The following is a 23,447-nucleotide window of genomic DNA, read 5'->3' on the forward strand; positions in this document are numbered from 1 at the left end:
CAAATCGGGCAAAAAGGGCTTTCTTGGGTGGCGCTGGATCGTCGACATGAACGCTCCGCCGAGCGTCTGCCATAAACACCCTATCCTTGCTCGATCGCCCGGGAAATGCGCCGAACTCGCCTCGGCTATTCGCTGTCTTCGCGAGCCGCACCGGGCTTTCGCCGAACCTCGTGTCCACTAGCACGGCGAAGACATAGCCGAAATCCGCAGCTGAGTGCGGCCGAACGGCGCGTCCCACGTCAATGCCGGTCAGGTCGGTCAGTAGGGTCAAACCCCACGAAGGCGCCTCACGCGCTACGGTCAGCCGCACTTCAGTGAGCTGCTGTAATAATCTGAAAGCATCCGATTGCAACTTCCATCACGATCAGCACGACTATAACCCACTCAAGACGCAGCGAGCGCCGTGTATCGATGATGTCCGTCAGTGCGTTAGCCGTTCCTGAGATGGCCGACAGCTTGCGCTCGAGCATCTCAAGACGCTCCTTCAGTTCGTATTCGTCTTTCAGACGCGAATAGAGCCGCTCGAGTTCCGGCTTCTCCCAGAGTGCGTCGGGCTTTTCGGCAATGGCGACGCGGCCCGCGACGCGCTGCTGGACCAGGAGCGCATTGCCGATCAGTTGGAGAATGCCCTTCCGGCCCCGCGGCGTCCGGCCATGCTCGGCTAGTTCGCGTGCAAAGGGTTCGATCACGTCGAACACCGCGGCGATACGGCGCTCATCTCGCTCCAGCGCCGTGCTCTTGGCTAGCGTATCGGCGATCAGCAGCAGCCGATCGTCGCTAAATTCTCTGAGACAAATCCGTCCGCCCGGCAGGATGACCTCGGCGCTCTGGTCGTTGCAGAGCTGCGCCTGCGCGCTCTCCTCCTCGTAGGAGCTGAGTTCACCGATGACCCGCGATATCAGCGTTTCGATCAGAGCGGTTTCTTCCGAGGGCGACAATCCGATGAGCACTACAACGCCATAGCGGAAGATCACGACAAGGCCCGCATGAATGCGGAAAGCGACCGGCGTCGAGGACACCAGCGGTCCGATTTCGAGAGCCGACGGGTTGATGCGATCGCCCAGCATGACTGCGCGAATGCTCAGCATCGAGGCGGCCGCCGTCTGTTCGGAGACGGCAGGCTTACCGGGCGTAAGTTGATCCAGGTTCACTTTAGCATCCGGTTTGATTGCGACACGATAGCGTTGGGACCGTCAAACGCGTCCAGAACTTCGTCGCAGATGGTGCAGCGGAATTTGCCGGGCGCGTCGCTGAGAGATGATGCTACGATCCAGAAAATGCCGGCTCCAAGTTTGGATGGGTGCGTCGCCATTTCCATGTTCGTGCATGCTTGGCCGCAAGATCAATCGAACGACCCAGCAAGCTCTTGGAGGAATTCGACGACCCGGGCCGCCAAACATTTGGCTGCGCCGTAGGCGCCGTCCTCGAACAAGGTCGAGCAAGATTGATGCCGAACCGGTGTCTTCGCGCCAGCGGCGTCAGGATTTTCCGCTTCAACGGGCGAGCGAAAATGATTGTTTGAAACGGCACGGGTTGACCAAAGACTGGCCGCGATGTGTGTTCAATTTCCTCCAGAGCGTGTCGGCTACAGAACACGGCGAATCCTGCGCGCCGCGGGATGTTTCAAGGCAATCAGAGCCTTAACCGCCGCAGCGGCGCTGGCATAGCTGTTGCTATCAAATGTCGCAATGACCGAGCGAAGGCGGAGTGCACATCCGGTCCGATCTGGCGAAAACAGGACGTTACCAGTGGACCGAGGGTGGCGAAGGTGAAGTGCCGTTTCCAACCGTCAGCCGCACGACGGTCCCGGCAAATTCTTGAGCCAAGGCCCGAGTACAACGGCAGGAAGGACTTGAGACCGTGCATATCGAACCGGGACTAGTAACAGGCGCCAAGCTCGTGTTGAGGTACGCGAGAGGCATTGCGACGGGCTGCGTCATCGCCAAGCTTGTGGTCGAGAGCATACGCGAGCGGGGCGCAATGTCATTTGCTATGCAAGCCAGCGCCGCGACGGGCCTTGTGTTCACGTTTTTCGAAATCCTGCCGCACTTTGCGGTTGGGATGCCCGAAGTGCACTTCGTCCTGCGCTCAACGCTGTCACTGTTGTTCGGCGCGGCGCCGGCTGCCTTTGGTCTTGCGCTCGGCCTTTTGCTGCAAGGCGTCCTCTTTTTTCCGACCGACCTGCCGCAATATGGTATGAATGCCACGACACTTCTAGTGCCGCTCTTTGCGATCCGGGCGCTCGCCAAGCGGCTCATTCCATCCAAGGCCGCCTATCGCGATCTGCAGTACCGTAACGCGATTGCGCTCTCGACTGCGTATCAATCTGCTATCGTTGTCTCGGTCGCGTTTTGGGCGCTTTATGGCGCGGGCTTCGGCGCCGCCAACCTCGGTCACGTCGCATCGTTCGCGGTTTCCTATGCAGTTGTGGCCTTGGTCGAGCTGGTGGCTGATCTGGCTGTGCCGGCGCTCGCGAAACAAATCGGGCGACGTGAGTGCGAGGGGATCTGTCGCCCACCGCTTTTAGAAGGCATGTTGCTGTTGATAGCAACGATGGCCGCCATGTCGCCCGTTTTGCTCAAGCGATGCGTACGCTTTCCCCGATAGCAGCCGGTTGCCGCGATCCCGGGCGACGCTCGCTCGCTGCTATCCGTGGCAGCGAGGGGGTCGAGCTTATGCTCATTCCGCACAAGGCGACCAGGAAATCATATCTCGCCGACTTGCGGCCGGCCGTCTGCGTCGGCCCGGTCGCTAATGAGCGGACGCGCTCTACCGAGTTCGACCTGCTGGTGCGTGATGCGGCCAAGGCGAACTGCCGCAACGACGTGGAGGAATGGCGGGATGCGGTCAGCGCAGCAGCCTGGTCGCAGAGCATCGGGGGCGAAGTTGGACACGAGGGGCGTCTTGCGCTGCTGATACACGGGGATTCATCCGTCGAACGAGCTTACCCATGCAACATTAGCAGCCTCCTAAGCACAGCCGCGATGGCACGCCGTTCGGCGGCTTCCCATGCTCTGCTGCACTCGGCCGGAATGTTCGCAGTTCGACAAAGAAGATCGCCATGTATGGATTGATCGTGGTGTTGACCATGCTCGCACTGTGCAGCATCGTGTTTGCCGGCGAATTGATGGGCCCGGCAAAGGTCATCAGCACCGACACCCTTGAAATTCACGGGACACGCGTTCGGCTCTGGGGCATCGACGCGCCGGACAAGACTCAAATGTGCCGAGATATCAACGTCAATCCATATCGATGTGGCCTCAGGGCCGCGAGCGATCTTGAAAGCTTCGTTGCAGAGCGCGAAGTCAGTTGTCTGTCAGTCCTGGAGGATGAGTGTGGACGGACGATGGCGATCTGTTCAGCTGACGGCATCGATCTCGGAGAATGGTTGGTGCGTAACGGTCTCGTGCTCGATTGGGCGCGATACTCCAGGGGACGATACCACGCTGCGCAACGCGCGGCCGATCGTGCCGGACGGGGCTTGTGGGCGGGCAGCTTTGCCGTACCTTGGCTATATCGAGCGTGCATTCGGTTAGGTGGTCGACCAGCCAGCTGTTCAGACGACGCGAATGCACACCCTTGACTCGTATTCCCCACACCAGAATAAATGCCAGAGTGGGTTCCGCACAAAGTGACAGTCACGGGCGAGCTGGCGTCGACCGGCAGTGAGCAAGCTTACCACTGCCGCCCAACCATGCTCAAAGAAGTAGGATGTCTCAAGCTCTCGTAAGCGCGAAAGTCGAAAGACAGAAAATCGCGAGCTCCGCAGGAACGCCATCGTTCTCGGCGTAATTCTTCGGAACCATGGACTCGCGGCCATGCCAAGGCGGCGCTTTTTCGAGTTCGAGAGAGAGCCGCATTTACTCGGAAAAATGGCGGGCTCTCCGGAGCCTAAACAAGACAAAGGCGTGGCACGGAACAACAATCAGATTCCGCCGGGTACAGGTTGAGCGGAAGAAAGAAGGCCAGTGGCGTTCAAGGCACCACTGGGCGAGGTAGGCAACACGAATGAGGCTTGGGATGCAGCCTACCTCCACTCCATTCGCCTCAAACTTTCAGGTTTTGACTTGCCCAGAGCGCGCAGCTTGATTCCCAGAGGTCGCCAGATGCTGTCCGCCAAAACTCATACACTCGCACTCAAATCTGATGGACCAAGCAGGTGCGAGCGCTTGCTCAAAGCCGGCTCCGAGGGGCCCATCAAAACGACGAGAATTGCGCGCTTTGCCGCGGGAACGCCGCATAGGTACCTTCCCGGACTTCGCTGCTGTTGGCGATATCGGCCGCGATTGCCTTTTCAAGCCACGGCTGCTCCAGCATATGGCCGGGCGGGTAAGAAGCCTAACACCACACGTGCGGTTTCGGTGACAAGGACGTGTGGACCTGCCTTGCAGGCGCCGATCACAACAATGCCACACAATGCAGCTGTTCGTTGGGTTGGAAACAGCATGGCTCGCTGACGATTGGCTGGAGATCCGCTGAATGAGCAACACCGCATGCGACAAGCGCAACTGCTGCGGCAGCCCGAACAAGAACGTCAGATCGCATGTCACCTTCCGAACGCGAAGTGCGCGCCTTCCAGAATGAAGCGTGAGCCACTGAACACGCAGCGTCGCTCCCATGCCCTCGTTGTTGTGTGCAGACTCTGTGCCGACGGGCACGATGCAAGCTCCCGGCGTTTTTCGATCGCGATGTCGTCTACGCGACAATTGCGGTCGTTGTTCAAACAAGCCGGGGGCCTGAGGTCGAACACGAATCGAATGCCGTGCGCCGGCACCGCCAGTTCGATGATTTCATGAACGCTCCTGCGAAAGAGATTGGGTGATCGAGCTTCTTTGCAACCACACAATGAAGTCGCACCGGTAATTCGAGGCGCGGAGCTGAGCTCAGTCAGAGATCGCAAGCTTACCTGACTGCGATCTAAGAGACGAACTGGTCGGCAGTCCCCGATGGTGCCGACGCGGGATGGTCGGAAGCAGCTCGGAGCAAACGAACACGATCTGCCGGTCTGCATCTTCTCCCCTGCTGCTCCGGAGATCAGGCATCGTATAACTCCGCAAGCGAGCTTTCTTGACCGTCGCCCGGAGGTCAGCCAGCATAGCTGGGTTTCATTGCCGTTCTATTCGTAGGGCGATCTCGGCAGCGAATTCTTCGTGCCGTTCTGGGTGGTGCTATTGTGCCAGACCGATGCCGGTGGGACCGTGATGGGCGGCTGGCGTATCGTCCGCACTAGGGCTTCGCGTCACGACCAGGTCGCGGCCAGATGGTCTCGGCCCAGAGGCCTTGCATCAGCATGTTGTTCTTGGCGACTTTCCTCGCCATTATCGGCGCCGCGCACCTCGGCGGTGCGCTGGAGCGTGGCCAGCTCGATCGTCTATGCCTGGAGAATTACGTGCCGGCCTCGGCGATCGTTGCGGCGCTGACCTCGTGGGGTCAATGCTTTCGATGTTTTCGTCAGGACACGAGCTTCAGCCCGACAATGCCGGCGACGATCAGTCCGATGCTGGCAAGGCGAAACGCGGCGGCCGGTTCTCCGAACAGGATGATCCCGAGCGCTGCGGTGCCGACCGCACCGATGCCGGTCCAGACCGCATAAGCAGTTCCAATGGGCAGCGTCTTTAGAGCAAGGCCGAGCAGGATCACGCTGCCGGCCATGGCCGCGAGCGTGAGCACGGACGGAACGGGCTTGGTAAAGCCCTCGGTGTATTTGAGGCCGATTGCCCAGGCGATCTCCAGCAGGCCGGCGACCAACAAAATGCTCCAGGCCACGGCGGCCCTCCGTTCATGGCAGGGTCGTCCCCGCGGCTGATGTGGTGATGAGCTGGAAGGTCATCCTTGCCAGGGCTCGCGATTCGCTTCGAGCAGGGGTCAACTTCTCTCAAAGATCAGAATTGCGGCGTTATTGGCTCGGCGAATTCACACGATCGACAAAGCAGAAAGCCGTCCGTTCCGTTCATGCGATCGGCAATGTTGCAAAAAGCTGTCCCTTCAAAGAGATCCTTGTACCTGACGCGGAGGAGGTTGCCCAAAACGTGTCGTCGCTCAAAATCCATGCAGCAGAAAGTAACGTCGCCGTTTGGGAGAAGAACATTACGATATTGCCGTTCGTCAGGACATGTCAGTGCTCCAACGATTGGCTGCCGCGCTCCAACCATCTTCTTGCCGTTGCCAGCCCTGCTGCGCGGCGGACGCGAGCGAACCAGCGCTTCGTCAGGAATTATGCCGACAAGTTCGGGATGCACCTCGCCCATGACTATGAAGAGCAACGATGAAATGTCGGCATCGACAAGTTGGCGCATTAAATCGACATAGTTGCGCGTGGCGAGACCATTGTCCATGTGCGTGCCGTCATCAAAAACATGCACCAGGAAAACGCGGAACTGCAGCGCACGCAAGCGTTTTAGATCCCGTCCGTTCATTCCTACCAGGGTTGTGAAAATCCGCATTCCATGGCCACACGCATAGGCATGCTCAACCATTTCGGTGCAAGCCGGATTGAGCCAAGGCTCCGAAAACCCGGAAAAGCTGATGTCGACCGGTGCTGGTACGCGCGCCAGACATCGCTTGAAATCTTGGAGAGAAAAATGCTTCACGTCGGATATCGCTCTTTGCCGTTCGGCAAACTTGTCCTGCGGGCAATAAGAACATCCGACGACACAGCCCGTTGTCGTAGTTATCTCCAAGACCCTGCCGCCGCTGATTGCAGAGCGCAGCTCCTGTAGAGTCATCGATTCTATATTGTCCACTTCCGCGCTCCGCGTTTGACAAAGAGATATTGAGGGGACCGTCGATTTTCATCTCATGCCGGTTCGCTCATGCATCATTCTCGATTCTTCGTCCATCAGCGCGACACGGCACCGTCGCAAACGCGGTCGCGACAGATGAAGAAAGCGCCACGGCTCTCTCCCCTTAGCGCCCCAGTCCAGCAGGATTGGACGGCTGCCGAATGCACATGTGTCGATGGGGTTGGTCTAACGTCTCGTTTGTTCCAACAAGCATCACTCATGCCATTGGCGGTACTGTCCATAACTCGACACGTCCACGATAGCTGTCGTCCCAAATGCTGCAACCGAAGCGCAACTCTACGCGATCGATAGCGTACAATATGACGCTACGTACGATTCAAGCTCTCTTGAAAAATGAGTTGAATGGCAGCTTTCTTATGAAATGTGACGGCGTTGCCCGCCCCGAGCGCCACGTCATCATGATCAACGTGGTCGGCATCGACCCGCGAAGTTCCGATTGCGAGTGCCCCCCAGCAAGCAGCTGATCCAAAATCTCAGGTGAAAAATCCGTAGCCATGTGTATCTCCTGTCAAAGATAAACTCAGAGAAGCCAACTTACACTGTGCTACTGACACTCTCGGACGCGGCCAGCCTAAGCCGCCGCCCTTGGTCTCATTAGGAGTCACGCAAATGGTAGGTCCTCTGGCTCAGGAGGACGTCGAGCGCCGCGCATATCACCTGTGGGAGCAAGCCGGAATGCCTAAGGGGCGCGATCAAGAGTTCTATCTAGAAGCGGAACGACAGCTGAACGAAGAGCTGATCCGCCATGAACTCAAGACGCCGGACACGCTGTAGAAAACCGGAAGAGAAGTCTGAGCGCCTTTTAGGCGTCGAGATCAATCCACTAGCTGTTGCAACGATCCACCGGTTGCCCCAACGCACGATGGAGTCGATCCGACCAATACCCGGCACGGTGTCGCCGCGTGTTGCCGTCCGAACGTCATCGTGTCCTCCATCCGAGCACAAACCCAACAATCAGTGCGCCTGCGACCGCGCAAATGGTGCGCGTTCGATCGCCGTCTGGCTTCAATAACGCCAGAACCTCTTCTCGACTGGACTTGAGAGATCTCCCTGGTTCAGCGCCACACGCGGCAGTGGGACGTCGCTGACTCTTGTCAGCGACCGTCACCTCGATCTCTTCGAAGGTATTTGCCTGGTGCAATCGCATGATCGGATCCCTTGCGGCTCCCCAATGATCATGCTGCGAACTAAATCAATGATTAACGGCAAACGAGCCGGAAAACGAACAATGATTAGAAGCGGCGACTAGGCTTGTTGCAGGATGGTGCACTCGTCCTATCACCGCGAGGTAAGTCGCTCGCCTCAAACTGGGAGAGCCGGGGTAACGAACTGCTCTTAGAAGCCGTAGACGCGTATCTCCTCAAGAGAGGCATGACGCGGGACGAATTAATCAATGCAACTCAACGCGTGCTACAAAATCGTCGGATACCGACCAAACATGAGGTGGCGGATAGCTTAAGCCTCACCACCTACCGACTGCCAAAATGGGACATTGGCCTTCTACTGGATTTGCTTGCCTACGCGGGTGTCCTTCAGGTCGCGGAGCAACGCGCATATTTTCCGTGGGTAACTAGCAACTCCCGTTAGGCCTGACGCTGATTTCATGCAGGTCTTCATCTCAGGTCGGTAGTAGTGGTTGCGATGTGGCAGTCGCTGGCCCGCTCAGAACCTGGGGAGGCCCCCGGCCGAGAAGTCGGCACCGCTGCTGTAACCTCGGCGGCGGCTGCGCCCTTTAAGCCCGGTCATTTGAAGCCGGGGGTGGGTGGAAGCCCCAATTAGGATCCAGTGTCAGAAGGGCGCCCACAAAATTCTCAGCGAGGTCTGCGCGCGGGCGTACCCCAACGTCTACCCATGGTGCCTGCATTCCGATCGCCCCTCTTCCCAACGATTGCCTGTGCCTAAACAGCGGTGTACTCAGGCGGAAACTCGCGCTGTTGAAGTGTTGCAAGGAAAATTCTGGAATGGGCTTTCGTTTTTACGTTTGCACAGACGAAGGGCTGAGGCGGATCGCAAGAGAGGTTTTCGAAAATCGCGCTTCGCTTCCCCAGTTCGCAAATACTGGCAAAGGACTGTTGAAGCAGTTACGCAGCGTCGTGACGGGCGGCTGTTCGCCCGGACTTACGGGACCTATTCCGAATTTGACGCCGATGGTTGCCTCTGTGTTCCACTCAAGACGATGCTGAGTGCGTACCAGCTTGTCGAGGCGTCTGAAGCAATCGAACGAGAGCGTCTTGAGCAACCAAAAGTCGTGGAGATTGGCCTACGCCGTCGTCACAACCAGTTGCAAAGCTCGATGCAATGGACACTCTCCGCGGCGGAAAAGCAGGCCATCGCTGCAGACTTATTAGGCTCAGACAGGCCGAGAGGAACAAAACCTATTCCTATCTTACGAAGCCATCACCTCTAATGCCTTCCTTGGGAAACCAACACTGCTGCTGTGAGGCGGGCGGCGGCGACAGGCTTTAGCCAGAGGAACTTCGAAACCGCGTTGCGATGAAGGCCAAATTAGGATCCATGCGAGAAAGGGAGGCTCATTTTTTCCATGAGGGCCCATTGATTTCGATGGCTACCTCCAGCCGTCCCGCTCAAGTGCAGCGCACGAGCAGCCAAACTCCGACGCCGCCGACCGCCGCTGCGAGCCCAATGCGCTCGAACGAGACGAGGACGGTGGCAATCATGACCGGCACAGATCCGTCTATCACGTGCATGTTGGCCTTTCTTACGCCCGCTCAAGGATGTTGCTAACGGACGTGGCGTGCCACAGACCACCGCGAGCCGTGGCGACCCCTCGGGCGTTTAGTACAGCTGCAATGTCCCTCAGCGTGGTAGCGCCCGCCTTCTGGGCTTCGCGGATGATGGGTAGAACGTTGGCGGCGAACTTGTCAGCCGAGGCCGTCACCGTCTCCACTGCGCTCCTACGGGCTAGGTGGAGCCTTGGGTTTCCAAGCGCCACCCCACGAGCCTTTGCTGCCGCGAGAGCCTGCCGGGTCCGTGTGCTGATAAGCGCGCGTTCCTTCTCGGCGAGGGCGGCAAACAGGTGCAGCACGAAGGGGTCCACGTCTGACCCAAGCTCAGCGACCCAAAAGGGCACCTTATGAGCCATCAAGCCGCTGATGAAATGCACATCGCGGCTCAGCCGATCCAGCTTGGAAACAGCAATATGGCATCGGTGCTTCCTGGCCGATGCAAGAGCGGCTTTGAGCTGAGGCCGTCGCTCCAGCGCGTCCGTACCCTTGCCGGTCTCGACCTCAACATATTCGCCTAGGACCTCGATTCCCTCGGCTCGGACAAAATGCTGCAGTGCTTGCCTTTGTGCTTCAATCCCTAGACCGGAGCGGCCCTGCTGCGCAGTAGATACCCGGATATAAAAGAACGCTTTATTTGACATGATTGCCGCTCGCTTTGGCCTTGTACAAGAATCATACGAGCGTTTAGATTGTGGACAACACGCATTTGCGAATCGCAGGGATTCCGTTCTGCATAGCTTCGGCCATTCTTGACGCTCGATAGCCAGCGAGTGCGCAACGGAATTCGCTCGGTGAAAGTGCTTGGGCCTGAGCGGATCGAGAGTTTTGCAAAATGCGCATTGTGTATGTCGAAGTAGATAATTTTAGGGGCATTAAGAGCCTTCGCTGGGCCCCTAGCCCAAAGGTGAATTGTCTGATTGGCCCCGGCGATTCCACCAAGACGACAATTTTGGACGCAATCGAATTTGCAATGAATCCCAGGTCTTATTCCATTGCTGATGATTCCGATTTCTACAATCTAGATTATGATCAGCCGATTAGAGTCGTCGTGACAGTTGGCGGGTTGCCCACCGAGTTCACTGCGGACGACCGTTATGGCATGCACTTGCGCGGTTGGAATCCCGAAACTCTGAGTATTGAGGACGAGCCAAGGTCAGGGCTCGAAGACGTCCTGTCCCTCCGAGCAATCGTCGATAAAACCCACGAAGTGCGTTGGTCGCTGCATAACGACCGCATTGAAGCGGACACCGAAGTAGACCCTCCCTCGGTGAGACACAAAGACATCGCTAGCTTTGCTACCACACGGCTCGGTCCGTACGCGGAACGCCACTTGAGTTGGGGCCGTCTATCTGTTCTCAATCGTTTAGGTGATGATGCCGAAGCCCTCCGAGGGCAACTGGCAGACGCAAGCCGTGCCGCCCGAGCTGCATTCGCGGCAGGAAATCCTAACGCTTTCGAAGAAATCGTTCGGCGCGCAGAATATCTGAGCAAGCAGTTTGGTGTTCCGGTGCGCGAGAGATATGCCGCTCAGCTGGACGTTCAAGGTGTGAATATCACGGCGAGCGGAATTTCCCTACACGATGGCAAGTTGCCTCTTCGGCGGCTCGGCGCAGGATCGTCGCGGCTGATCGTATCGGCACTCCAGCACGAGGCGGGTGGATCGCATGTCGCATTGATTGATGAAATCGAGCATGGGCTAGAACCTCATCGCATAGCGCGACTCCTTAAACACCTAAGTTCGCCATCGACAAAAGAATCGGGCGCTGACACACAACCACAGATATTTTGCACGACCCATTCTCCCGTAGTTCTCCGAGAATTGACGGCCGGAGAGCTTTGGGCCGTTCGTTGTTCAAATGGAAAAACGAAAGTCCAATCAATTTCGGCCGCAGCAAAAACCAATGGGGTTGCCCAACGACATTTGCGCCAAGAGCCGGGGGCGTTTTTGGCCCACAGGATCGTGGTCTGCGAGGGCCGCACCGAACAAGGCCTCGCGCGAGGGCTTGACCATTATTGGGCTGCGAAAGGGGAACTAGACTCTTTCGCCGTTAAGGGCGCTGTCGCCATCGATGGGCACGGCAACGGCAGTGCTCCCATTCTGGCTGATCACCTTATCAGCCTCGGCTATGAGGTTTTGCTGTTGCTCGATACCGACGAGAAGGTCGACGATGTAGTTTTGCAAGCACTGAAAGCCAAGGGTGTTGTCGTTCTTGAATGGCCCGGTGGATGCTCTACCGAGGAACGAATGTTCCTTGATTTGCCTTGGTCCGTAGTAATCAAACTCGTGGCGTTTGCGGCAGAGTGCGTTACGGCGGACAGCGTCAAGGCCCAAATCAATAGAGAGTGCAAGGCGAGCGATTTGTCCGAATTGGCTGGCCTCGATTTGCCCGCGACTTTGAACAGTACCGCGTTCCGAGCCGTCTTAGGGCGCGCGGCCAAGAACGAAAACCGCGGTTGGTTTAAGGACATCACGCGCGGCGAGCAGCTCGCAGAAATTCTAGCGCCCCACCTTGATCAAATCGCTGACAAGCCCCTTTCTCAGGGAATAGCTCTGCTTCGGAATTGGATCGATGCTTGAGGCGGCGGCCGACAGCGAGATTGCAAGGGCCGCCGTATCGGTTCGTCTCGGGAGCATCCTTGCTGCTGCGGGTTGCGGTAAGACTGAGCAGATAGCTATTGCCACACTAGAGAGCCCAGGTCGCCGGCTCATTCTGACGCACAGCCACGCAGGCGTGGACGTTCTAAGGCAGCGCCTCAAAAAGCTGAGTGTACCAAGACGCAGGTTCCGGCTGGAGACGATTGCAGGGTGGTGCTTGCGCTACGCATCGTCATTCCCTACGCGGTCTGGACTGCAAAAGTTTGATCCCCGGGCCGAGGGTGAATGGAACGAGGTTTATCGTTCAGGAGCGCAGCTTATTAGCAGTGGCGCGATAGATTCAGTGCTTTCGACTTCTTATAGCGGCGTTTTCGTTGACGAGTACCAGGATTGCTCGCTTGAGCAACACAACGTCGTGACGGCACTTTCAAGGTTGCTCCCAGTCTGTGTCTTCGGCGATCCACTGCAAGCCATCTTCGATTTCAAGGGGCAACGGCCGGTAGATTGGGCGACGCATGTTTATCCCACGTTCGCCAAGGCCGGTGAACTCACGACCCCATGGCGGTGGAAGGATAACTCGACGCTGGCTGTATGGCTGAAAAAGATGCGTAGGGCGATTGAATCGCGCGGTGAAATCAATCTTGCCGGATGTCCGGATTGCGTGAGATGGGAGGTTCTGCCTGTTGATCCGAGATACAGAACTAACAAGATTGTTGAAGTTTGTAAGCGTACTCGTGGCAAAGTCGGCGATGGGACACTGGTCGTTATTGCTGATGCCGCGAGCATCGGAGCGCGCGCGCATATCACTCAGAAGTTGGCGAAGGTGGGATTTTCCCAAATAGAGCCGATAGGCTGCACGACGCTTTACAATGCAGCCAAGCAATTCGAGAATACGCAAGATATGAAGCACTTGATGGCGGTGATGAAGTTCATTGGCGATTGCATGACCGGCTCCAGCGCAACGCCCTATCTGCGGGCGGTGGAGGCTTGCCGGAAAGGCTTGAGGAAAGGAACGGCGGAGTTTGGATCGCTAATCGATCTAGGAGTTGCCCTTTTGGATGACCAAACGCCATCGTCGAGGCTGGCGTTGCTCGAAGGATTCTATGGTCGTGACGATGCTTATTGTTTCCGACGCGAAATGTATCATGCGATGCGGGCCGCTCTGCTTATATGCATAAGCCGGCCTTCCTGCCTACTAACGAACGCTCTTTGGGAGGTTCAGTCGAACGCGCGACATGCCGGTCGAATTGTTGGGAGACGGTGCGTAGGCAGCACCTTGCTTGTGAAGGGGTTGGAGTTTGATCATTCAGTACTGATCCATGCGCCGAGCATGACCCGAAAGGATTGGTACGTGGCGCTCACGCGAGCCAGTAAGACGTTGACCCTTCTCGTGCCTGCTCAACGATTTTCGTTGGCTTCCGACCGATAATTATAATTACTTGTACGGATGTCGGCTAAGCTGGCGAGCGCTACAGAACCTCGCTACAAAGCCAGAACCAATTCTTTCGATGGGCAAGGCGCGCTTGCTTAGTTTCCCTACAATCGCTCCACCAAGTCTATAAACGAACGTTACATGCACTTGCAACAAGGTTGTGTCTTGGAGAAAATTCGCGCTATGGTGTCGCTAGGAATCCATTTGCGTTCCTCGGGCGGGGCGATGCCGGCATGTCAATTGATGTGACCCAACTAGAATCAAATGGTTTCGCCTGGGCGCGTGGCGTCCACGAAACCGACCTGCTCGAAACTGTCCAACATCTGGGAAATGTCAGGGTTGACCCGCGGAGTCCAATCTCTGTGCGCGATATCCGCCCCCAGCCTCCAAGCTCTGCAAAGGAAAACACGCTATCGAGCCGCTATGGCACCAATGCATTTCCGTTTCATACGGACAGTGCGCATTGGGATCAGCCGGCTCGGTACTTAGTGTTGTTCTGCGTCGATCCGGGCGAGGGAGAGCGTGCGACCCTTCTGCAGGACTCTCGGGCGTGGCAACTCCGAGATGACGAAATTGAGTTGGCGTGTCGAGCTCTATGGAGGACTGGACACGTGCGGCCTCGGCTTTGCACGCTCGCCGAACGTTCAGCCGAAGGCATGGAAGTCCGTTACGATAATGATTGTATGCGCCCTATGACTAGGGAAGCGTGGGAACTAGGGGCGCTTGTTGAGGAGCGAATCAATCGTTCTGAGAAGACCCACGTCTCTTGGGAGCCGGAATGCCTACTGGTCATCGACAATCGACGCATGATTCATGCGCGGGGAACAAGCAAGCGGCCCGACGCGAACCGGGTGCTTAAACGTATCTTGATTGGGGGGAGGATGACGTGAAGGCTTGGGACTCGGAAGGGCTATGGAAGAAAGCGAAGCTGTTTATGGACCAAGCGAACGAAAGCGACCATGGTTCATCGGAGTTCGCCTTCTTTGCATCCTTGGCGCTTGAATGCTTGGCTAGAAGTGCTCTCACGAAGGTGCATCCAGTCCTAAATGCGGACCCGAGAGATGATTCTAATGTCCTCTACGCCTGCGGCTACACATTCGCAAAACCGCGCTCCTTGCCAGCGCATTCGGTCTATCTCCGGGTAGAAAAAATCATCGACCCATTTCAAGCGCAGCATCGAGAATTGTGTGAATTTCTTGCTTTGCAACGGAACGCTCATGTTCACACCGCAGACCTTCCGTATGAAAATCTTGGCACCGACAAGTGGCTCGCCCGATTTTTCGAGACTGTCTCGGTGCTGCACGATTTCATGGGAAAGCCAATGTCCGACTTTCTTGGCAAAGACGAGGCCAAGATGGCAAAGGAGTTGATAAAGACTCTCAATCAAAGCGTTCTTAGCGGCGTCAAGTCCAAGGTAGCCGCGCACCATAAGGTCTTCGAGGCAAAGTCCGACGACGAAAAGAAGAAGCTGCAGGATGCCGCCTCGTCTCCATTTGCCTTTCCGGGACATAATCAACGCGCCTGCGCATGTCCCGCGTGCACGAATAAAGCGCTGTTGACCGGACGAAGGTTCAAAGAGCTGCCCGAACAGTACTCAGATGGTGAACTCTTCAACGAAGTCGAATATCTAGCAACATCATTTAAGTGTACCTCGTGCGACTTGTCATTCAGTTCAATCGAAGAAATTGCGCATGCGGGCCTTCCGACTCATTTCAAGAAAGTAGAATCCACGAGCCTGCATGATCTGTATGAGCCCGAGCACTATGAGGAATATGATAATATGTAGGACGCGTCGGAGGTCACGGTTCAGATCGAAAGGCCTTGGCAATGAATCAAAAGCTCGGGAAGAGGAAACGTAGAAGGCTTGCCGCAAGAGGTGGGTCGAAAATTCCGGGGCAGAGCGATCAGCGGCCATACTTTCACGGAGGCAATGCTGGCCTTGAGGTCGGAGGACATATTCTGCCACCATTGGAGACCAACGCACCGCAGAATGGTGATGTGCCTTCTCACATTCGTGGAAAGAACCACATCTACATGGTCCGGGATTTCATCGAGGCTGCCCCATGGGCGGCCCATCACCCGAACCCGATCATCTATGAGGTCAAGCCTGAGGGTATCGTCGAAAATGACCCAGACGTTGAAAAGCCCGGGCTGTCTTATCGATGCCTAAGGGCGAAAATTGTCGCGGTGCATCAGATCCCAGCTAATCTACTTGTCGCTGCCCAACTCGCATTGCTTCGATTGAAGCCTGCTGTCGGCCGATGCTTGTAGCATGGTAGCAGGCTGCTCGCAGTTTGAGCTGATTTGCTATATTTTCTCAGTGTTTTCCGGCGCTGACCTTCGTCTCCCCGGTGGAGCGTTACGGGCGCGGTCGGTCGCCGGCGAGGCTCCCGTCAGTATCCGCAGTATACGACGCGTATTTTGGAATCCCTGCGATTCCGTTTTGCATACGTGGGCTTCAATAGCCCACAGCTGGCTAATTCCTTGCGAATAGCCGCCGAAGTACCAACCTTATCGACGGCCTCTGCAGCTCCGAACGGGGCGGCTAGTGGGCTTTTCCTTCTGAAAGAAGATCATTCGAAGTCGAGCTTGCGAGAGGATGAACTCAAAGCACATAGCGCCACCATTTGGGCAAAGAGGTTTCTGGAACGCCGCGCATCTCTCGCAGTCGTTGATGGGGCGGGCGGATACCGAGCATCACTAATCCGATATCGTTCAGGATCGAACGCCTTGAAGCAAAAACGGAATGCCCAAGTCCAAGTATCTCCCCGCCTATCGCAGTTACATCTATCGAGTCTATTCCGTCCACGAGCAATGGCCCAGAAGCGGGCACGTCACCGGCGCGCGGAATACCACCCGCAATACGCTTTGCGATCAATAAGGCCCTGTCGGCTGCCGAAGCGTACATCGTGGCTCCAAATGCGTCGGCAGTTTTCGGTGCTATCGAAAGGTAATGATGCGAATCCAGGTCTGGTGCTGCCATCATCATCTCGCCTATGGCGAGTTTTTTCAGCTGAGTTTTAGTGCAGCCATTAAATGCGTCGAGCGCTAAAAAATTGCCCATGCTGTGGGCTAACAGATGTATCCGATTTATACCCGACGAGCGGAGCGTTTTCAGGACCGAAATGAAGGCACCTCGGGCTCCAAGCGCGCTTTCACGATCATAACCATAGTCGAGTATTTGACCACGGGACGGCCATGAGAAAAGGACAGGGACGCCTTTGTACTGGAGGTCCCAAGTGATTTGAGCGACTCGATATAGAGCGTCTCGGAACGCTACATTGAAGCCATGCACGAATACGAATGCTTCGCTCAGAGAGGAGTTAGCAATCAGACTCTTCCATTCTTCCTCGGACAGGACGTCCACGGCCTCGATTATGAAGTGACGACTTGGATCAAGCGACTGTTCGAATAGAGGGATTGAAAGAACTGAAAACGTACGCGGCAACTCGACTCTTCCGATACGGTGCCGTTCTGGAATACGCACCTTTGCTGTTCCGAAAGTAATGTTCTTGGATCGCTCGCCTGTGAAATAGCTAACCTCACTTGCGTCTCTCTCGCGAGAGGTCGCGTAAAAAATTCCGACGCGTCTGCCATCACCGCTTTCGCGAGCTCCTTCCACCTCTTCTAACGGCGCCGGGCTCGAAAATCCTTCAGGCCCAGGACCTCCAACGACCGCACCAGGTGCCGTTGGATTCCGCAGTGGTCCTTGGGGCATCAAGCGCCCGTGGAGCGCGTCGGAGGGCGAGTAGTTAGCAATAACCGACAGCATCGACGGGGCAGAGAAGGCCAAGTCGGTCCGACCCGCTGCAGGCGCTTCGTGCGGTTCGATCTGCACCGACATTTTGAGCTGGATGGGGATCGAAAGGCCGAGGGCTTCGGAGGCTTTCCGTTCTTCCCCTCCGGGAGAGCTTGGGCGCGATTTGAGCCATGGTCGCTCGGCCAGATAGTGACGTATTGCTGATGCTTTGATGAAGTAGCTCTTGAAGGGATCTGGGCTCGCGAATTGTAGCCCGAGCACGCAGCCCTGACGCAGGTCGACGACTGCCGCACCAGAATTGCCCCCCATCGAATTGCAGTCATGAGTCGCCCATCCATGATCATCAGCTAGAAGGCGGCCCGGCGAAACCCGCTTGATGTCGAACGGGCCTTCTAAATCATCAAGAATGCTGCCCGACGCGGGCTGGCGGGGGTGGCCGATCGTGACGATTGTTTCGCCCGGTGCGAGATCAACTGAAGCCAGAGGAGCTAGTTCGTACTTCGGATAGGCAAACGCCTCGCTCTCAATCTTGAAAAAAGCGATGTCAGCCCTTGTGGCGTCAGGTTCGAACCACAAGAGATCGGTAATTCGGTACGTTACTCTAAGGGAGCCCAGCTCTCGTTTAACATTGAAATCTAGCTTTAGTGGCTCGCCAAAAAAACCACTCTTGAGACGAAATTCCCCTCCATCACAAGAGCCGACCATCTCTGCCACGTGTCGGTTGGTAACGAGAATATCTTCGGCGACGGGCCAAGCGGTCCCGATAATAGAAGCGGAATTTGGTAGATTGGAAACCTCAATGCACCCAACTGAACGACTTATCTGATCTATCTCAGTACGATTGCTTTCAAGCAAATCGAAGAACGGTGGGCGCAAATCACCGTCGGGAAGACTTAAATATCCGCTCTGAATAGGAAATGTTGGACGAAGCTGCCGCACAAGCCGGTAAATTTGCTCATCAGACATCTCGGGCAAAGAAGCCATCGCGTCGTCGATTTGTAGTGAGTTTGGGTCGCTCGCGCCTAGCGAAGCCTCCTTTTGTTGATCCAGCCACGTCCGAAGCGCCTCCTTGTAAGCCTCCATTGGTTTGCTCCAAAGCAAAGTGACGTAGTGGGCCGCATTTTTTCGTCTATTGGTTGTCCGGTCAAGCAGGTGTACTGGTCTGGGTGTTGCTCGATTAACGGCATTACCCGGCAGAGATGACTGATTACAAATAATTGGCGGCCAAGGCGAGCACAGCTCCCGATTAGGGCTTTTGCAGGTTGGGCGGGATTTCCTTTTCGGTGGTAGCAAGACGTGGTAGCAATGAGGCAGCAGTCATGCCGATTTGTGCTTGTTTGTCAGGGTCTTCTTGGGTCGCCCTTCGTTTCCCCTAGGGAGCGCCAGCAATCTCAGGCACTTAAGTAGCCATCAACCGCGTTCATTGAATAATGGTTGAATAACACGGTGGTGAACAGCGGCGAATGCTTGCGGAATTTGCTGCCGATATTGGTAGACTAGGCTCGGCGCGGTGCCTCACTGCCGGTGGCGCGTTCGCAAAAAAATTTGCTCGTCGCCCTTTGGTGTCCGGAAATATTCAAACCGCCGCTGACGTGCGCTGTCGTACGCGAGCGCCCTCGGATGCTCGCATTGACGTTGCTCATCGCACAGTCGACTCTCGTCCTGTCGAGCTTTGTGCGAGGAGGAGGGCGCGTGAGATACCATTGACGAGAGAACACTGGCGGACAACAGTCACAAGTCAGGCTATCCGCTCCGAAAGCCGCAGAACCGAGCTTGATGCCGTTCGCCCAGCGGCTCACCTGCACGATTGACGATGCATGCGAAGCGACCGGCTTGGGACGCACGAAGCTTTACGAGTTAATAGGTGCTGGGCGTATCGTCACGACAACGATCGGACGTCGGCGACTAGTAGTGGTGGGCTCACTTCTGGAGCTCCTTGACACCAACATGTCGAACTAATGGACGTGCGACTTAGGCGGCAGCCCACTTTGAGCGCGCTTTTCCTCATCATTATTATGACACGACCGTGCTCACTTGGTCGAGCTCGGTCGCCCACTATCGCATCATCCGCAGGCGCCCCTGCCAGAATTCGGCGGCATGGATATAGGCGCCATGGATCTCATTCGCCTCCTGATGCGCAGGTTAACGTTTGATCGCATCCGCTTGCTACTTGCCGCTTTCGTGCAGGAGCGTTGACGCGGTGGATCGCAGGCCATGAATGGTCAATTCGATCTGCTCTCGGCGCAGCGACCGGCGGATTCGTGAGAATGATTTCGTCCAATGAGTCTGCGTTATCATCGATGAGTTACCGCCTTTGTTCTGAATGCGCGCGGAAGGCACTCGCACATCGCCGCGCGTTCTGCTCCGATCAGCTCAACCACCCATTTCAACAAAGAGGGCGGGACCCGCATCCGGGCAAGCCGGAGTGCGTTGAAAACCGCATCGGCGGTGGCGCCCTTACCCAATGCCGCCAGCACGGCAGGGTGGGTGAGTAAATCAAAAGAATTTCCAACGGTCAGGCGCGGGTACCGTTCACCGCAGATTCGCGTTGCCTTCCGCTCGTCGATCAGGGTGATCGCTCCCTTCTCGACGCCATAAGCGATTGTCGCGGCTTCGCCGTCGTCGAGGGTTGCGTCGCCCCGCCCGATCACCAGATCCTCGAAATGGGACTCGGTGAGATCGTCAAGTTTCGCAACGGAGATAAGACTTGGCCCAACAAGATCGGCGACCAGTTGCCCGTCGTTGCGACCATTGCGGCGGTCTTCGAGGAGTTCTCCCTGCACGACATCCGTAATGATAAAGGGATTCGGAATGGCTCTTAGAATGCGCGGCCCGCAGGCCGTTGCATTCAGATTGATCACGGTACTCGCATCGATCACAACCGGCGCCGTGGGGTCAATCAGGCATGAGAGCCCCATCGGCTTCGCTCCCTTCTATTTCTAGGCCATCAAACATGCGCCGCAGCTCGACACGGTTCAGATGGAGCATGCGCGCGAGTTGGCCTTCGCTGAGCATCCCACGGCGCCAGGCTTCCCCGGCGAGGAGCCCGAGCCGAAGCGTCGTCGGCCTGTCCGCATCCGCTTTATGAAGGTCGGGCCCCGAAAGATCGCCCAGCACCTGGACAGCGTGCTGATCGCTAATGCCGCCGTTCGCCTGAAACCAATCCCACGTTCCAGACTTCGCCAGCTTAAGTTCCTCCAACCGCCTGACGATCGCTTCACGTGAAACGCCGAAGAAATGGGCGAGCACGATGACATGCCGCCGGGTCAGCTTTTCCGATCCGACAGTAATTTCCTTGAATTTTTGCATGACCGCGCGGGCGGGAGTCATGAAGGCTCGGCCGAACGTGTTGGCGTAACGCTCCTCGCGGGAGTTTTCAGTGACGCCCTCTTCCAGCACCTCCGGCTCACGCCGCGTCGAAACCAGATGACCGAGCTCGTGGGCTGCCGTTTGAGCGCGGCGATCGCGCGGGTGATTGCCGTTAAGGAGGATGCAGGCGCCGAGCGCCTCGTCGTACGCGAATACGCCAGAGATTCCGCCATCGATCCGCCGGATGTAGACGCGCACACCAAGCTCAAGCTCCAGCAGCGTTACAATGTCGGAGATCGGGCTCAGGCCTAGTCCGAGCCGCTGCCGCAATTCGAGCGCGTCCTGCTCCGCCTGCGCTCGAACATCGCCGGGCAGAATGGGGCGTTCCGGCGGATAATTGCGCAGTGGCTGAACGCCGAGAAGCTGTTCCAGCTCCGCCTCGGCACGGGCCAAATCCTCCAGCTGCTTCACAGCGAGCTCGACCGCATCATCCTCCTGTTGGAACAGTTTACGGAATTTGGGCGTGAGTTCCGCGTGGATCGCCTCCTGCCGCATCAGCTCGTTGATGGACGTTTGGTAAAGACTCGCGAGTTTGCGGAGCTCGTCGATGCGGACGCGTCGTTGCCCTTGCTCGATCGCAATCAGAGTGGTCCGCGACAGCCCAACGGATTCCGCTGCTTCCGCTTGCTTGAGCTTCACACGGTCGCGCGCTCCGCGGAGGCGCTCTCCGACTTCCACCGGCGGCATGGTATCAAGCAGACTGGTCATTGTCGGCCCACTGAGCAACGAATGACTGTGGTCCCAGAGAACTCATATAAGTCTTCCATTCTTTTTGGTGTTGGGAAAGCAGTCGGTCCAGCTTTGGCCGGATGACCGCTTCCGTCTCTCCGAGCGCGCGTGCCAGCTGAAAGGCCGCGAGACTGAGCGGCCGCTCTGCCGCGCGCGACTGCGTTAGATACGCCAGGTGATCGAGATGCAACGTGCCTGCGATTGCATATTGTTTTTGCGCGCGGGTCTTTTTGTTGAAACCTTCGGCGGCGCCCGCATCAAAAGTTGGCGCAGAGAGATTTTCCCAGACATAGGTATCTGCAGGTTCCGTGAGATCTGCCGCATGAACGCTTAGTCGCCGCAGCATGCAGGCCGCGCAAATGCCGCACTGGCGACGGTGATTGTCGACCGACACATGGCGGTTATCCTGCCAGCATGATCTCGTCTCCGACCACTCGGTATCCTTTCCGTTGCTCAGCGCCATGTACTCTTTGAGGGTTTCACCTTTGGTGAACCACAGACGCGGGAATACGAAAGCAATGTCAACGCCGAGAAGGGCTTTGAAGAACGCCGTCATGTGTTTCATGAATCGGGGATGATTGCGATAATCTTCATACGCTTGACCGACCGGAACAAGCGTTGGACCAAGCGCACCTTGTCCGCTCTCCGGCACGATGACCTTGCCCGCTTTGGCAAAATACGCGGCCGATCCGCTCAACACGGCAAATTTGAATCCGCGAGACCGGGCGCTTGATTCGACAAAGTGGGATGCGCCGGGCTTCACTTGATATGGCAGCGCCATGAAAGGCTGCTTTCGGCCGAACGAATCTTTCGGTTGATCTTTCTTCTTTGATCCGAGCCGAACACGGATCAGCCGGCTGCCGTATTCCTCTGCCATCAACGCGCCAACCGCGCGGGAGTCGAGTCCGTCGCTAAAAGGAATGACCGCCTCGGCACCCGTTTCCAGATAGAAAAGTTCCTGTGCCGGTTCAGCGGCAGGCTTCTTACGCTTTATGAAGGTGACTTTCCATTGATCACCCGTCAGGAGCTCCAGTGCTTCATGCAAGGCGTCAGACACAGCCTTCTGATTCCATACGTCTGGATCATGCACCGGCAAGCGCAGGTCAAAGGCACGGCCCCATCCTAAGGCTGGGCGACGTTGTATGCGATCACAGAATTCAACGGATGCAGCGAGCAGCATCAGATCGAATACGACCGGCTCCCATTTCGCAAAGAAATACGCCGCAAGATTATGCGTCTTGAAGATGAGATTGGTATCGATCTCGCAAGAGATCCGGCCTGCGCGGGCGCGTCCGCCGGCTTCGTGCACATCGACCAGGAGTCCAGGCAGTTCATCGTCGTTCATGGCAGCCTCACGCCGTCTTCAAGCCCTTGCTGCTTGACGGATTGGGGTTGGGTAGCAGCGTCCAGACCCGACAGACGACGAGCGAGACCCGCAATCGGAGCACTCGCGACAGCGTCCTCCATCCGGTTTCTGACACGGGTCGCCATCGCTTCGGGGCTCTGCTTGCGCAGGTAATGTTCTTCCACTTGCCGGGGCCCCCGCGCGGCGCGATCGCGTAGGGTATTTTCGACACCGTCGCAAACCGCGTCGATGCCGAGCTTTCCACTCGCCGCAGATTGGATGACGTGATCGACGATCAGGCGCCGCATCGGGTATCCGGCAGAAAGATCCCGCCGCGCGGCTTCCAGTTCCACTGTCTTCTCTCGTCCGAACAAATCGGTCTGCCGGGCGTCGCTCAGGATCGTTCGGATGGCGCGGACGACTTCGCCGCAGCCTTCGTCATGCCACGTCTCTTCCAGTGCAGGGACGACACGTCCGGCAACTTCGTCAGGCTCAAATGCAGCCTTGTGCGCCCATTCAGCAAACTTCTTCCAGGCGCGCGTCATGTTCAAACTTTTATACGGACCATCACTCATGGCGATTCTCCATGTCAAAAATATACCATAAAAGTCTGACAATGTCAAATACGGAGATTGAGCCCATTATTCACCGCAGAATTTGCGGAGA

18 protein-coding genes and 2 pseudogenes are annotated in these 23,447 nt (G+C 56.8%); 11 read left to right on the forward strand and 9 right to left on the reverse strand.

Going from position 1 to position 23,447, the window contains the following annotated elements; genetic code table 11:
• Nucleotides 1-311: 311 nt before the first annotated feature.
• Entirely contained in the window at nt 312-1,151 is an 840-nt protein-coding gene (locus IVB26_RS05580; RefSeq protein WP_458309318.1) for an RMD1 family protein, read from the reverse strand.
• 709 nt (nt 1,152-1,860) lie between these two features.
• Between IVB26_RS05580 and IVB26_RS05585 the strand changes: the two genes are divergently transcribed.
• The 4 genes and pseudogenes from IVB26_RS05585 to IVB26_RS43330 all read left to right on the forward strand — a co-directional run.
• Nucleotides 1,861-2,607, forward strand: coding sequence for an energy-coupling factor ABC transporter permease (locus IVB26_RS05585; RefSeq protein ID WP_247970914.1), 747 nt, complete (start codon nt 1,861-1,863; stop codon nt 2,605-2,607).
• 454 nt (nt 2,608-3,061) lie between these two features.
• A complete protein-coding gene (locus tag IVB26_RS05590; protein ID WP_247970915.1) occupies nt 3,062-3,583 on the forward strand; it encodes a thermonuclease family protein in 522 nt (173 codons plus the stop codon).
• A gap of 1,543 nt (nt 3,584-5,126) precedes the next feature.
• Nucleotides 5,127-5,228 (forward strand): annotated as a pseudogene (locus tag IVB26_RS43325) (inorganic phosphate transporter); the annotation flags it as partial.
• Nucleotides 5,229-5,324: 96 nt separating this feature from the next.
• Nucleotides 5,325-5,428, forward strand: a pseudogene (locus tag IVB26_RS43330) (inorganic phosphate transporter); the annotation flags it as partial.
• A 23-nt stretch (nt 5,429-5,451) separates the two neighbouring features.
• Here IVB26_RS43330 and sugE read toward each other — a convergent pair.
• Nucleotides 5,452-5,766 (reverse strand): quaternary ammonium compound efflux SMR transporter SugE, encoded by a 315-nt coding sequence (sugE, locus tag IVB26_RS05595; RefSeq protein ID WP_247970916.1) that lies wholly within the window; start codon nt 5,764-5,766, stop codon nt 5,452-5,454.
• Between the two features lie 116 nt (nt 5,767-5,882).
• Complete coding sequence (locus IVB26_RS05600) at nt 5,883-6,743, reverse strand: radical SAM/SPASM domain-containing protein (protein WP_247970917.1); 861 nt, start codon at nt 6,741-6,743, stop codon at nt 5,883-5,885.
• A gap of 669 nt (nt 6,744-7,412) precedes the next feature.
• On the opposite strand from IVB26_RS05600, the gene IVB26_RS05605 reads away from it, so the two are divergent.
• Nucleotides 7,413-7,577, forward strand: a complete 165-nt coding sequence (locus tag IVB26_RS05605) for a DUF2934 domain-containing protein (RefSeq protein ID WP_247970918.1) — start codon at nt 7,413-7,415, stop codon at nt 7,575-7,577.
• Nucleotides 7,578-9,522: 1,945 nt separating this feature from the next.
• Here IVB26_RS05605 and IVB26_RS05610 read toward each other — a convergent pair.
• Nucleotides 9,523-10,191 carry a recombinase family protein gene (locus IVB26_RS05610; RefSeq protein ID WP_247970919.1) on the reverse strand — a complete coding sequence of 223 codons (669 nt, stop codon included), beginning with the start codon at nt 10,189-10,191 and terminating at the stop codon, nt 9,523-9,525.
• 308 nt (nt 10,192-10,499) lie between these two features.
• Here IVB26_RS05610 and IVB26_RS05615 point away from each other — a divergent pair, with 308 nt between their 5' ends.
• The 5 genes from IVB26_RS05615 to IVB26_RS43340 all read left to right on the forward strand — a co-directional run bounded on the left by IVB26_RS05615 (nt 10,500) and on the right by IVB26_RS43340 (nt 15,849).
• Nucleotides 10,500-12,128 (forward strand): ATP-dependent nuclease, encoded by a 1,629-nt coding sequence (locus tag IVB26_RS05615; protein ID WP_247970920.1) that lies wholly within the window; start codon nt 10,500-10,502, stop codon nt 12,126-12,128.
• On the forward strand, nt 12,121-13,575 hold the full coding sequence (locus IVB26_RS05620; protein WP_247970921.1) for a UvrD-helicase domain-containing protein: 1,455 nt from the start codon (nt 12,121-12,123) through the stop codon (nt 13,573-13,575). Before IVB26_RS05615 ends, IVB26_RS05620 begins: the two co-directional genes overlap by 8 nt.
• A 236-nt stretch (nt 13,576-13,811) precedes the next feature.
• On the forward strand, nt 13,812-14,468 hold the full coding sequence (locus IVB26_RS43335; protein ID WP_458309319.1) for a hypothetical protein: 657 nt from the start codon (nt 13,812-13,814) through the stop codon (nt 14,466-14,468).
• Nucleotides 14,465-15,364 carry a hypothetical protein gene (locus IVB26_RS05625; RefSeq protein WP_247970922.1) on the forward strand — a complete coding sequence of 300 codons (900 nt, stop codon included), beginning with the start codon at nt 14,465-14,467 and terminating at the stop codon, nt 15,362-15,364. Before IVB26_RS43335 ends, IVB26_RS05625 begins: the two co-directional genes overlap by 4 nt.
• Nucleotides 15,365-15,405: 41 nt before the next feature.
• Nucleotides 15,406-15,849 carry an NAD(+)--rifampin ADP-ribosyltransferase gene (locus tag IVB26_RS43340; protein WP_458309320.1) on the forward strand — a complete coding sequence of 148 codons (444 nt, stop codon included), beginning with the start codon at nt 15,406-15,408 and terminating at the stop codon, nt 15,847-15,849.
• A gap of 334 nt (nt 15,850-16,183) precedes the next feature.
• Here the strand turns inward: IVB26_RS43340 and IVB26_RS05630 are convergent, their stop codons facing one another.
• Nucleotides 16,184-18,421 carry an alpha/beta fold hydrolase gene (locus tag IVB26_RS05630; RefSeq protein ID WP_247970923.1) on the reverse strand — a complete coding sequence of 746 codons (2,238 nt, stop codon included), beginning with the start codon at nt 18,419-18,421 and terminating at the stop codon, nt 16,184-16,186.
• A gap of 693 nt (nt 18,422-19,114) precedes the next feature.
• Here IVB26_RS05630 and IVB26_RS43345 point away from each other — a divergent pair.
• On the forward strand, nt 19,115-19,297 hold the full coding sequence (locus IVB26_RS43345; protein WP_458309321.1) for a helix-turn-helix domain-containing protein: 183 nt from the start codon (nt 19,115-19,117) through the stop codon (nt 19,295-19,297).
• Between the two features lie 335 nt (nt 19,298-19,632).
• On the opposite strand, the gene IVB26_RS05635 is transcribed toward IVB26_RS43345, so the two are convergent.
• The 4 genes from IVB26_RS05635 to IVB26_RS05650 are packed head-to-tail and all read right to left on the reverse strand — an operon-like array spanning nt 19,633 to nt 23,356.
• Nucleotides 19,633-20,256, reverse strand: coding sequence for a hypothetical protein (locus IVB26_RS05635; protein WP_247970924.1), 624 nt, complete (start codon nt 20,254-20,256; stop codon nt 19,633-19,635).
• A complete protein-coding gene (locus IVB26_RS05640; RefSeq protein ID WP_247970925.1) occupies nt 20,234-21,415 on the reverse strand; it encodes an XRE family transcriptional regulator in 1,182 nt (393 codons plus the stop codon). Before IVB26_RS05640 ends, IVB26_RS05635 begins: the two co-directional genes overlap by 23 nt.
• Nucleotides 21,399-22,781 (reverse strand): 7-cyano-7-deazaguanine synthase, encoded by a 1,383-nt coding sequence (locus tag IVB26_RS05645; protein ID WP_247970926.1) that lies wholly within the window; start codon nt 22,779-22,781, stop codon nt 21,399-21,401. The genes IVB26_RS05640 and IVB26_RS05645 overlap by 17 nt, the downstream gene beginning before the upstream one ends.
• On the reverse strand, nt 22,778-23,356 hold the full coding sequence (locus tag IVB26_RS05650; protein ID WP_247970927.1) for a hypothetical protein: 579 nt from the start codon (nt 23,354-23,356) through the stop codon (nt 22,778-22,780). The genes IVB26_RS05645 and IVB26_RS05650 overlap by 4 nt, the downstream gene beginning before the upstream one ends.
• Nucleotides 23,357-23,447 lie beyond the last annotated feature (91 nt).

It is taken from the genome of Bradyrhizobium sp. 195, assembly GCF_023101665.1.
Lineage (GTDB): Bacteria > Pseudomonadota > Alphaproteobacteria > Rhizobiales > Xanthobacteraceae > Bradyrhizobium.

Excerpts from the sequence above, each read along its gene's own strand:
- IVB26_RS05620 (WP_247970921.1), top strand. The coding sequence starts at position 12,121 with ATGCTTGAGGCGGCGGCCGACAGCGAGATTGCAAGGGCCGCCGTATCG.
- IVB26_RS05645 (WP_247970926.1), bottom strand. The coding sequence starts at position 22,781 with ATGAACGACGATGAACTGCCTGGACTCCTGGTCGATGTGCACGAAGCC.
- IVB26_RS05650 (WP_247970927.1), bottom strand. The coding sequence starts at position 23,356 with ATGAGTGATGGTCCGTATAAAAGTTTGAACATGACGCGCGCCTGGAAG.
- IVB26_RS05605 (WP_247970918.1), top strand. The coding sequence starts at position 7,413 with ATGGTAGGTCCTCTGGCTCAGGAGGACGTCGAGCGCCGCGCATATCAC.
- IVB26_RS05635 (WP_247970924.1), bottom strand. The coding sequence starts at position 20,256 with ATGGGGCTCTCATGCCTGATTGACCCCACGGCGCCGGTTGTGATCGAT.
- IVB26_RS43345 (WP_458309321.1), top strand. The coding sequence starts at position 19,115 with ATGCCGTTCGCCCAGCGGCTCACCTGCACGATTGACGATGCATGCGAA.
- IVB26_RS43340 (WP_458309320.1), top strand. The coding sequence starts at position 15,406 with ATGAATCAAAAGCTCGGGAAGAGGAAACGTAGAAGGCTTGCCGCAAGA.
- IVB26_RS43335 (WP_458309319.1), top strand. The coding sequence starts at position 13,812 with ATGTCAATTGATGTGACCCAACTAGAATCAAATGGTTTCGCCTGGGCG.
- IVB26_RS05640 (WP_247970925.1), bottom strand. The coding sequence starts at position 21,415 with ATGACCAGTCTGCTTGATACCATGCCGCCGGTGGAAGTCGGAGAGCGC.
- IVB26_RS05590 (WP_247970915.1), top strand. The coding sequence starts at position 3,062 with ATGTATGGATTGATCGTGGTGTTGACCATGCTCGCACTGTGCAGCATC.
- IVB26_RS05630 (WP_247970923.1), bottom strand. The coding sequence starts at position 18,421 with ATGGAGGCTTACAAGGAGGCGCTTCGGACGTGGCTGGATCAACAAAAG.
- IVB26_RS05610 (WP_247970919.1), bottom strand. The coding sequence starts at position 10,191 with ATGTCAAATAAAGCGTTCTTTTATATCCGGGTATCTACTGCGCAGCAG.